The organism is Microbacterium amylolyticum, assembly GCF_011046975.1.
Lineage (GTDB): Bacteria > Actinomycetota > Actinomycetes > Actinomycetales > Microbacteriaceae > Microbacterium > Microbacterium amylolyticum.
Window position 1 is genome coordinate 180,479 of sequence record NZ_CP049253.1, and the last position, 10,717, is coordinate 191,195.

The 10,717-nt window shown below is 63.7% G+C and carries 10 protein-coding genes; 8 read left to right on the top strand and 2 right to left on the bottom strand.

The annotated features are described in order from the left end of the window. Positions 1–11 precede the first annotated feature (11 nt). The gene (locus G6N81_RS00985; protein WP_165131888.1) at positions 12–854 is read left to right on the top strand and encodes an undecaprenyl-diphosphate phosphatase; all 843 of its coding nucleotides are present in this window, start codon (positions 12–14) and stop codon (positions 852–854) included. Positions 855–923: 69 nt separating this feature from the next. Here G6N81_RS00985 and G6N81_RS00990 read toward each other — a convergent pair whose 3' ends face one another. Beyond that, a complete protein-coding gene (locus G6N81_RS00990; protein WP_241245012.1) occupies positions 924–1,772 on the bottom strand; it encodes a PAC2 family protein in 849 nt (282 codons plus the stop codon). A 127-nt stretch (positions 1,773–1,899) separates the two neighbouring features. Between G6N81_RS00990 and G6N81_RS00995 the strand changes: the two genes are divergently transcribed. Genes G6N81_RS00995 through G6N81_RS01025 form a run of 7 tightly spaced genes read left to right on the top strand, consistent with a single transcriptional unit; the run spans position 1,900 to position 10,084 of the window. Continuing rightward, complete coding sequence (locus G6N81_RS00995; RefSeq protein WP_165137537.1) at positions 1,900–2,550, top strand: HAD family hydrolase; 651 nt, start codon at positions 1,900–1,902, stop codon at positions 2,548–2,550. Beyond that, positions 2,547–3,578 carry a tRNA (adenine-N1)-methyltransferase gene (locus G6N81_RS01000; protein ID WP_165131891.1) on the top strand — a complete coding sequence of 344 codons (1,032 nt, stop codon included), beginning with the start codon at positions 2,547–2,549 and terminating at the stop codon, positions 3,576–3,578. Before G6N81_RS00995 ends, G6N81_RS01000 begins: the two co-directional genes overlap by 4 nt. 9 nt (positions 3,579–3,587) lie before the next feature. Next, positions 3,588–4,538, top strand: coding sequence for a hypothetical protein (locus tag G6N81_RS01005; protein ID WP_165131894.1), 951 nt, complete (start codon positions 3,588–3,590; stop codon positions 4,536–4,538). Continuing rightward, positions 4,535–6,520: a helix-turn-helix transcriptional regulator gene (locus tag G6N81_RS01010; RefSeq protein ID WP_165131897.1), complete on the top strand. Its 1,986-nt coding sequence runs from the start codon at positions 4,535–4,537 to the stop codon at positions 6,518–6,520. Before G6N81_RS01005 ends, G6N81_RS01010 begins: the two co-directional genes overlap by 4 nt. 36 nt (positions 6,521–6,556) lie before the next feature. Beyond that, positions 6,557–6,814, top strand: coding sequence for a twin-arginine translocase TatA/TatE family subunit (gene tatA / locus G6N81_RS01015; protein WP_206527882.1), 258 nt, complete (start codon positions 6,557–6,559; stop codon positions 6,812–6,814). A gap of 6 nt (positions 6,815–6,820) precedes the next feature. After that, on the top strand, positions 6,821–7,648 hold the full coding sequence (gene tatC, locus G6N81_RS01020; protein WP_165131900.1) for a twin-arginine translocase subunit TatC: 828 nt from the start codon (positions 6,821–6,823) through the stop codon (positions 7,646–7,648). Between the two features lie 30 nt (positions 7,649–7,678). Then, positions 7,679–10,084 (top strand): DEAD/DEAH box helicase, encoded by a 2,406-nt coding sequence (locus G6N81_RS01025; RefSeq protein ID WP_165131903.1) that lies wholly within the window; start codon positions 7,679–7,681, stop codon positions 10,082–10,084. Positions 10,085–10,094: 10 nt separating this feature from the next. On the opposite strand, the gene G6N81_RS01030 is transcribed toward G6N81_RS01025, so the two are convergent. After that, on the bottom strand, positions 10,095–10,706 hold the full coding sequence (locus G6N81_RS01030) for a hypothetical protein (protein ID WP_165131906.1): 612 nt from the start codon (positions 10,704–10,706) through the stop codon (positions 10,095–10,097). Positions 10,707–10,717 lie beyond the last annotated feature (11 nt).

Sequence of the window (10,717 nt, forward strand, 5' to 3'; positions counted from 1 at the left end):
GACAACCGTATATGCAGATCTTCGAGGCGATCATCCTCGGCCTGGTTCAAGGGCTGACGGAATTCCTCCCTGTGTCCTCCAGCGCTCACCTGCGCGTCGTTGGCGAATTCCTGCCATCAGCCGCCGACCCCGGAGCGACGTTTACGGCGATTACCCAGATCGGCACGGAAATCGCTGTTCTCGTCTACTTCGGCCCGAAGATCTGGCGGATCATCAAGAACTGGGGCCTGGCGGTTGCCGGGAAGATCCCGATGAGCGATCCGGACGCACGGCTCGGCTGGCTGGTGATTCTCGGCTCGATTCCGATCGGTATTCTCGGATTCACGCTGCAGGAGTACATCCGAGATGCGTTCCGCAACCTGTGGATCGTTGCCGCCGTTCTCATCGGCTTCGGCATCATCCTCGGTATGATTGACCGTTTTGCGTCTCGTCGGCGCGTGATAGACGATGTCACTTACCCGCACGGTCTGACGATCGGAATCGCGCAGGCGCTCGCTCTGGTACCGGGCGTTTCGCGCTCCGGCGCGACGATCTCGATGGCGCGCGGCCTGGGCTACGATCGCAAGTCCGCCGCGGAGTTCGCCTTCCTCCTTGCCATCCCCGCTGTCATGGGATCAGGATTGTTCGAACTACGCCACGGTCTGCAGGAAGGTTCCGTCGGCCCCTATGGGTGGACAGGCGTCATCATCGCGACCGTCGTTGCCGGAGTCGTCGGTTGGCTGGTCATCGCTTACCTCATGCGCTACCTGGAGCGCGGCAGCTTCATGCCGTTCGTGATCTACCGCGTCGTCATCGGCTCGGTCATCATGGTTCTTCTGGCCATTGGCGTCCTGACGCCGTATGGCGGAGCCTGATTCGCGGGAGAGCGATCGGAAGATGACGGCGGGGTCTGGCTGAGAGCGAGCCAGACCCCGCCGTCATCACTATCGGCCCTTGCCTGGGCCCTTGTCGTCGCGGAGATACCGTTCGAATGCGCGCGCGATGGCATCGCCTTTGGCCTCGGGGGAGTCCCACGTATCACGCGTCTCCTCGAGCTGACGGATGTAGTCGGTCATCTCGTCGTCTTCGGCTGCAGCGGCATCGACCGTCGCCTCCCATGCAGCGGCATCCGCGGGCAGCGATCCGAGGCCGATCTCGTGTCCCGAAATCTCCGAGAGCTTCTCGAGCAGCGCCAGAGTGGCTTTTGGTGACGGCGTCGCCCCCGCAACGTAGTGGGGAATACTCGCCCACATCGAAACGGTCGGAATGCCGGCATCCTGCGCAGCCGCCGCGAGCACGCCGAGAATGCCGATCTGGCCCTCGTAGCGACTACGGTCGATATCGAGGTTCGTACGCAAGAGATCGTCGTCGCTGGAACAATGGACGGCGATCGGCCGCGTGTGCGGGACATCGCTCATCATTGCGCCGATGGTGACGAGGCCCGTGACATCGTCAGCAAGCATGGCGTCGATGAAATCAGCCGTGAACGCGCGCCACGCGCGTGCAGGTTCGACGCCCTTCAAGGTCCAGAAACCGCGGGGATCGCGAGGTCGATGCAATGTCGCTTCCGGCCACTCGAGCAGACGGCGTCCATCGGCGCCGCTACGCACCGTTGGGCGCGTGTACTGAAAGTCAAAGAACAGCTCGGGGTCGACCGATGCGATTTCTGCGCTCGGGTACTCCTCACGGATTCGCTTCACCGCCGAGGATGCGGCTTCGCCCGCATCATTCCAGCCGTCGAACGCGGCGACGGCGATTCTCGGTCCGAGCGCCTGCTGCGTGCTGAAATCCACCGAGCTCCCTCCCGTTCACGTATCTGACCAGGGTAGACCCATCGGGCTGATCTAGGCTTGTGCGGTGACTCCAAACGATGCGTCCTGCGACCTGCCCCTCGGTTTCCCCCGGGCGGTTCTCTGGGACATGGACGGGACCATCATCGACAGCGAGCCGTATTGGATCGCCGCGGAAACGCCGCTTGTTGAACGCTTCGGCGGCACGTGGACGCACGAAGACGCGCTGCAGCTGGTGGGCAACTCCTTGGAGACCTCAGGCGCCATTCTGCAGAGCGCGGGTGTGCAGATGGACATCCCGGACATCGTGGAATACCTCACCGACGAGGTTCTTCGGCAGATGGCAGAGAGCGGTCTTCCCTTCCGGCCCGGCGCCCAGGAGCTCCTCCGCTCGCTTCGCGCCGCGGGAGTGAAAACGGCGATCGTGACCATGTCGCGACGCCGGATGGCGCAGCGCGTTGCTGATCTGTTCACATTCGACGCATTCGACGCTGTTCTCGGCGGAGACGATGTTGCGCGCCCGAAACCGTTCCCTGATCCCTATCTCGCCGGCGCCGCAGCGCTGGGCGTCGATATTCGTGACTGTGTTGCGATCGAAGACTCTCCGACGGGTCTGCGTTCGGCAATCGACTCGGGGGCCGTGACGCTCGGCGTTCCGCACTTCGTAAGCCTTGACGGGGTGGGCGCCGATGCTCTCTGGCCGAGCCTCGCTGACACGAACGCATCAGACATCGCCGCGTTGTTCACGCGCGTGCGTCAGGCAGAGGACGTCATCCGATGACCATGATTCCCCGCGGGCCGTTCCGCTACGGCGACCGTGTGCAGCTGACCGGACCCAAGGGCAAACTGCACACCATCACGCTCCGTGACGGCGGTGAACTTCACACGCACCAGGGCGTTCTGCTCCATGCCGATATCGTTGGCCAGCCCGACGGTTCGGTTGTGCGCAACACGCATGACCACGAGTACCTCGCGCTTCGACCGCTCTTGCGCGACTTCGTGATGTCGATGCCCCGCGGTGCGGCCATCGTGTATCCGAAAGACGCCGGTCAGATCGTCACCCAGGCGGATATCTTCCCCGGGGCTGTTGTCGTCGAAGCGGGCGTCGGGTCGGGCGCGCTGTCGATGTCCCTTCTGCGAGCCGTCGGCGAGAATGGGTTTCTGCACTCGTTCGAGCGCCGCGAGGAATTCGCCGAGGTTGCCCGCGCCAACGTCGAGACGTTCTTCGGTGGCCTCCCCGAGCAGTGGGAGATTCACTTCGGTGATCTTGCCGACGCACTGCCCCGTGACATCACCGATGGCACCGTCGACCGAGTCGTGCTCGACATGCTCGCGCCCTGGGAGGTGTTGCCCGCCGTCAGCGATGCGCTCGCTCCCGGCGGCGTCGTGCTGTGTTACGTCGCCACGGCGACACAGCTCAGCCGCACATCAGAATTCCTCCGTGACATGGGGAGCTTCACCGAGCCGGAGGCCTCCGAGACCATGGTGCGTGGATGGAACGTTGACGGCCTGAGCGTCCGCCCGGATCACCGGATGGTCGGGCACACGGGCTTTCTCATCTCGGCGCGCAAGCTGGCACCCGGCGCCGTGCCGCCCGAGGTCAAGCGTCGTGCGTCGAAACGCAGTTACACCGACCACGATCAGGAAGTGTGGACGCCCGGAGCCGTCGGTGATCGTGAGATCACGGATAAGAATCTGAGAAAGCGCATTCGTGAGGCCGAGAAGGCCGCAGGCGGCGCGCGCGAGGCGGCAGCGGCTCGCCAAGCCGATGCTGAGGGCGCGTCAGCTGCGCAGAGCGACATCCCCTAGACTGACGCGGTGCGCAAGACGACAGCAGTAGCCTCCGTGATCGGCATGTCCGCCCTCGCCCTCGTCGGGTGCTCTTCGGCCGCCGTTACTCCCGAATCATGTGGCCGCGTGGCAAACACATCCCCGACGCTTCTAAGTGCGTTCGAGGTGTCTGACCAGGTAGGAACACCGCCAACGGCGTCCTTCCCGAAGCCGTTTGTGGCGGCATCGCCCGAGCATATGGACGTGGTGACGGGCAGCGGGGCTGTTATCGAGTCACTCGACCAGGCGGTGTACTTCGACCTCACACTTTTCGATGGTGTGACGGGTGTTGCCGTGCCGTTTACGGGGTACACGGACGAAGACTGGCGAGTGTCGAACCTCGGCGCGCTGATCGCCGAGGTGCCCGGCCTGGAAGACGCCTTTCTGTGCGCAAGCGAAGGATCGCGCGTTGTCGCAGCGCTCGGCGCCGAGGGCGGTTCAGAAGCGCTGTCCATGTCGGCGATGCAGGCAACGGGACAGCTCATCGACCCGGCTCACACGATTGCGGTTGTCGACATCAACCGCGTGCTCCCCGCGTCGGCGGATGGCTCTCCCGTGTACAACGCCGGCCACGGAATGCCGTCGGTGATTCGTACGCCCGCTGGTGTCCCGGGTGTCACGGTTCCCCGTGGGGCTGCCCCGTCGGAGACCCGAACACAAACGCTCCTCAAGGGCGATGGTGATGAACTGGGCGCTGATGAGGTCTTCATCGGCCAGATTCTGACGGTTCAGTGGGACACCGGACGTGTTGTGTCGTCGACCTGGGCTGACGAAGCCCTGCAGGTGTCTCCCGTCGAAAACCTGCCGGAGGACGTGCGCGGCGCTGTGATTGGCGCCACCGCCGGCTCGCAGGTGATGACGGTCGTTCCCGATGCTGATCACGGCGCACTCGTCTACGTGATCGACATTCTCGGAACATCCGACATGCCGGCTATGTGACAACGCGTATGGCGCGGATTCCTGCCGAAGAACGGCTCATGAATCTCACGGTTGCCCTTTTGGGCACCGAGATGGGGCTCACCCGCGCGCAAATCTACGCCTCGGTTTCGGGATACTCAGAACGGATCCTCGAAGGCCGCGACGAGGCGACCTTGGAGCGGATGTTCGAGCGCGACAAAGAAGCGCTCACGAGCCTGGGCATGCCGCTGGAACTTGTCGGAAACGTCAGCAATCCGCGCGACATGCGCGAGGCGCGGTACCGCATCCCGCGGCACGACAGCGCGCTCCCGGAGGATCTCGAGTTCACGGCCGTCGAACTGGCTCTTCTCAGCCTGGCGGCGGATGCCTGGGGTGAGGCGACGATGTCCCGCGAGGCGCGAGCGGGAATGCGGAAGATTCGTGCTCTGGGGCTCGACGTCGACGAACCGATCCTTGGTGTGCGTCCCCGGCTCGATGCTCGCGAGGCCTCTTTCGCGCCGCTTGAACAGGCGATCGAGAGGCGCGTCGAGGTGCAGTTTGACTACCTGCGCCCCGGAATCGATCACATGCGTCGCCGCACGGTTCAGCCACGTGCCCTCGTCTTTTTCGACGGGCGCTGGCACCTTGACGCGTGGGATACCGATGCCGGGGGAGACCGCACGTTTCTGCTCGCACGAATCGTCGGCGATGTTGTTCTCACGGGCACGAGGTACGTTCTGGACGATCCCGAAGAACGCGCCGAAGAGGCTCTCGCCGAGCTTCATGCCGTTGCCGACCGCCAGCGGGCCGTTGTTGCGGTCGTTCCCGGTTCCGAAGCCGACATGCGGCTGCGGAGACGGGCGGCAGAGATCGACGACAACGGCCGTATCGTCGTGCCGTGCGTCGACCCGTACATCTTTGCGGGCGAGATCGCGTCATACGGCCCTGAAGCGACGGTCATCTCACCGGCATCTCTGGCATCGCTCGTTGCGGAGCGCCTGCGAGAAGCGATCGACGTGCACACAGGAAGCGCAGAGATCCCGCTGCACGACGTTCCGGTACAGACGACACGGCGCGCGGCGCTGGTGTCCGTCGAACGTGTGCGCATCTACCTCACCCTCGTTCCCTGGCTGATCGAGCGGGGAGAGGTCTCGGTCGCAACGGCGGCCGAGCAATTCGATGTCACGGAACGCGAGATGCGCGGGATGGTGTCGACCCTGACCCTCGTGGGCGCCCCCTCTGACGATGGCTATCCCAGCGAGATGTTCGACCTCGACTGGGACCTCTTCGAGCGCGACGACAGGATCAGCCTCACGCACACGGTGGGTATCGAACGCGTACAGCGATTTACGACCCGGGAAACCGCGGCACTCATCGCGGGGCTTCAGCTTCTGAGATCCTTGCCGGGAATTGCGGACGCCGAGCAGATCGATGCTCTTCGACGGAAGCTGACGCGGGGATCGACCGCCCCGGCGGGGATGTCGATCGTTGTTGACGATGACCAGGATCCGCTGCGAGCCGAACTTGCTCGGGCCATTGCTGAGCGCCGCCAGGTGCGATTCGCATATCGGCGGCCGGAGGGAAAGCCGATGCGCCGCACGGTCGATCCAGCGCGACTTCTGCAGTCTGAAGGGGAATGGTACCTGCAGGGTTGGTGTCATCTGCGTGAGGCACCGCGAACGTTTCTTCTCGAGCGCATGGCGGACCTGGTCGTGACAGATGATCACGCGCGCCGCGCCGACGACATCACGGCCGAACTGTTCACGCCAACGGCGGACGACACCATTGTCACGCTGCGCTTTCCGACCGAGATGCGCGTCGTTTTGGCCGACTATCTCGCCCATGCTCAGCTCACGACCGACGGCGCGTCCACAATCGCACGGATTCCCGTTGCTGACATTGGGGTGGTCAAGCGCCTAGCGTCCCGTGAGGGAGGCAAACTCGAGGTCCTCGCACCGCGTGAGGCCCGTGACCTCGCAAGATCGTGGGCCGTCGCTGGGGCGAACTTCAGCGAGACGTTCTAAACTAGCCACCACTCGACCGCAAACGACGGAGTAAGCATGCCCTTCGGAAACATGGGACCGTGGCAGATCCTCCTTATTCTGCTGATTATTCTGCTGATTTTTGGCGCTGCACGGCTTCCCGCGTTGGCGAAAAGCATGGGACAGTCCGCGCGCGCCTTCAAGGGTGAGATGAAGCAGATGAAGGAAGAGGATGCGTCAGCAAAGGCTGAGGGGTCCGCGACCGACACGTCGGCGTCTGGCGAGTCTGCTGCGCAACCGACGAGCGACACCCCGCCCTCAGAACCCAAGCCATAACCGGCCGTGGCACGTCCCCGAAAGACCGGGGGAGCCGCCGAGGAGTCGCATCTGCCGCATGAGCGCAAGATGACGCTCACGGGGCACCTGAAAGAGTTGCGCAAGCGTCTCACCATCGGCGTTATCGGCCTCGTCGTCGGCATGATCATCGCGGCATTTTTGACCACGTGGATCATCGAATGGCTGACGTTTCCGATCGAACGTGTCGCCGAACGCCTGGATGACCCGAACTTCACGAAGCTGACGTTTACCACGGTCACCGGGCCGTTCGACATGCGTCTGCGTATCGCATTCGTCGCCGGGCTCGTGATTTCTGCGCCCGTCTGGCTTTGGCAGATCTGGCGCTTCGTCACACCCGGACTCACCCGGAAAGAGTTTTGGTACTCGTTCGGCTTTATGGCCGCGGCGATTCCCTTGTTCTTCGGCGGTGTTGTTCTGGCGATCTTCCTTCTGCCAAACATCATCACGATCATGTCGACGTTCTTCCCGGACTCCGTCACGCAGGTCGCCCAGATGTTTACGGCGAACGAGTACTACAACTTCGTGTTTCGCACCCTCGTCGTGATCGGCATCGGCTTCGTCTCGCCCGTGTTCGTGGTCGCGCTGAACCTGGCCGATGTGATCCGTGCGAAGCGCGTGTTGATGTCCTGGCGCTGGGTTCTGGTCCTCTGCCTCATCTTCGGAATGTTCGCCTCTCCGCCCGCAGACATGTTCACCTTCTTCATCGTTTCCGCGATCATGTTCGTGCTGTACATGCTCGCCGGTCTGGTGTGCCTGCTCATCGACGCGCGGAAAAAGAAGAAGAACCCCGATCTGTTCGTCGAGTACGCCTGATTCTCTGCCGCTCTCAGGCAGGATGGGGTCATGGAACTTTCGCCCGCCGAGCACGACTCCGAGGCGCAAGAGCCGCGTCACCCCGTCTCGAGCCTTTTCGCCCAGTCGATGCGGTTTGACCTCGATCCTTTTCAGGTCGAGGCGTGCCGCGCTCTGGAGGACGGCTCGAGCGTTCTCGTTGCTGCCCCCACCGGCGCCGGGAAGACGATCGTCGGTGAGTTCGCGATTCACCTTGCGATGCGAACGTCAACAGACAAGGCGTTTTACACGACGCCGATGAAGGCGCTGTCGAACCAGAAGTTCCGGGAGCTTCAGGAGGTCTACGGCCCCGACAATGTCGGGCTGCTCACCGGCGATACCAATATCAACGCCCACGCCCGCGTCGTCGTCATGACAACCGAGGTGCTGCGCAACATGATCTACGCGGGCTCGAGCGCGCTCGACGATCTTCGATACGTCGTGATGGACGAGGTGCACTATCTCGCCGATCGATTCCGCGGTGCGGTCTGGGAAGAAGTGATCATTCACCTTCCCGAGCGCGTACGTCTCGTCTCGCTCTCGGCAACCGTGTCGAACGCTGAGGAGTTCGGTGACTGGCTCGGCACCGTGCGGGGCGATACTGCGGTCATCGTTTCAGAAACGCGTCCGGTTCCGTTGGAACAGCATGTTCTGGCGCGAGGCGATTTGCTTCCTCTTTTCGATGAGGGGGGCGCACGCGATAACGCGGTCAACCGTGAGCTGCTCCAGATGGGCAGGGGTCTGCCTTCCGGCGGTGGCGGCGGATCGCGCCGAAGCCGGCAGCGTTACCAGCGTCCGCCGCGCGCGGGAGGACGTCTCGATCGTGCAATGGCGGTTGAGCTCCTCCAGCGGCAGAACCTTCTCCCCGCGATCTTCTTCATCTTTAGCCGGGTGGGGTGTGATCAGGCCGTACAACAGGTTCGCCGCAGCGGTATCCGGTTGACGGATCGCGATGAGCGGCAGAAGATTCGCGCCATCGTGGAACAGCGCACGGCGGCGCTCCAAGACGAGGACCTGAGTGTTCTCGGCTACTACGAGTGGATCGACAACCTCGAACGCGGGATAGCCTCGCACCATGCGGGGCTCCTCCCGGCGTTTAAAGAGGTTGTCGAAGAGCTTTTCCGGCGCAAGCTCGTCAAGGCCGTGTTCGCGACCGAGACGCTCGCGCTCGGCATCAATATGCCGGCGCGAACCGTTGTTCTCGAGAAGCTCGAGAAGTTCAATGGCGAGGCACGGGTTCCCATTACACCGGGCGAATACACCCAGCTCACCGGCCGCGCGGGCCGCCGCGGAATCGATGTTGAGGGCCATTCGGTTGTTCACTGGACGGACGGTCTTGACCCGCATGCGGTGGCATCGCTGGCGTCACGCCGCACCTATCCGCTGAATTCCTCGTTCCGCCCGACGTACAACATGGCCGTCAACCTGATCGATCAGTTCGGTCGGCAGCAGGCACGAGAAATTCTGGAGAGCTCGTTCGCACAGTTCCAAGCTGACCGAGCCGTTGTGGGGATGGCGCGTGAGGTGAAGCAGACGGAAGAGTCGCTCGCCGGGTACCTGAGATCCATGGCGTGCGACAAGGGCGACTTTGTTGAGTACGCCGGCCTGCGCCGTGAGCTCAGCGATCTCGAGAAGAAAGACCGCAAGGACATCTCGGCGTCGAAGGCGCGCCAGGAAGAGCGCCGGAACAAGATGGCGAGCCTCAAAAAGCGCATGAAACGCCACTCCTGCCATGAGTGCGCAGACCGTGAGCAGCACGCGCGCTGGGGGGAGCGTTACTTCAAGCTCAAGCGATCCAGTGACACGATGCGTCGCCAAATCGAGAGCCGCACGGGAACAGTTGCGCGCCAGTTCGATCGCATTGTCGACGTTCTCGTCGCACTGGACTACGTCCGGATCGACGGGGATACAGCGCAGCTGACCGACAACGGCCGCACGATGAAGCGGATCTACGGCGATCGCGACCTGCTGGTTGCTGAGGCAATCCGCCGCGATCTCTGGCGGAACCTCGATGCGGCGTCTCTCGCGGCGATCGCTTGTGCCCTCGTGTACGAGCCGCGGCGTGACGAACAGAACGGTGACTTCCCGATGCCGCGCGGCGACTTCCGTGAGGCGCTCGATCACACCGAACGCCTCTGGGCAGAACTGGATGATCTGGAACAGGACCACCGCCTGCCGGGGACGTCTCCTGTTGCGGCCGGGCTTGCGCACGCGATGCACCTGTGGGCACGCGGACAGACGCTGGATCGCGTTCTCGGATCGGCCGATATGGCCGCGGGTGACTTCGTGCGCTGGGCGAAGCAGACGATCGACCTGCTCGATCAGATCTCGCTCGTCGCCGAGGGAGAGCTGGCGCGAACGGCGCGGCGTGCCCTCGATGCGGTTCGTCGAGGGATCGTCGCGTACACGGGCCTCTGATCCGCGGAGGTCAGGTGTCGTTGCGGCGGCGGAACTCGCGTTCCCATGCGCGAAGTTCGGCGCGCGCTCCCAGCCCGTCCAGCCCCATTTCAACGCGGATCGCGCTCGTGGACGTGAGCGTACGGACGTGCTCGCCGGCTTGTTCCGTCACGGCGGCGAGCACGTCCTCCACCTCGGCGATGCGGCGATCACGATCGTCCCACAGCTGGGGGTGCGCGAGAATGTCCAGCAGATAATCGGTGTCGAGAGCCGCCGTCAGCCGCGCAAGAGCAGGTGCGTACTCGTGTTCTGCGCGCCCGATGTCACCCCCGTGCGCGTCGAGGCGGCGAAACAGCACCGTGACGTTCTCGGTGAGTTCAGCGATGGCCCGAGCCACGCGAGCTGCGGCGGGGAATCGTTCCCGGGCGAGGTATATCCCGCGGAGCACCTGCAGCCGGGAGAGCTGTTCCGCGAGAGCGGGCGGAAGTCCGCCCGGTTCCCGCTCGTCCGGAGCCCCACGGTGCCTGGCCCAGAGGACGGCGACGCCGATCGCTCCGGCCAGAAGAGCAACAAGGCCGACGCCCGCTCCGACGAGGGCGGGCAGAAACAGCTCACCTCCGGGAAGTAGCTGCTCGACGTCCATGCGATCAGCCT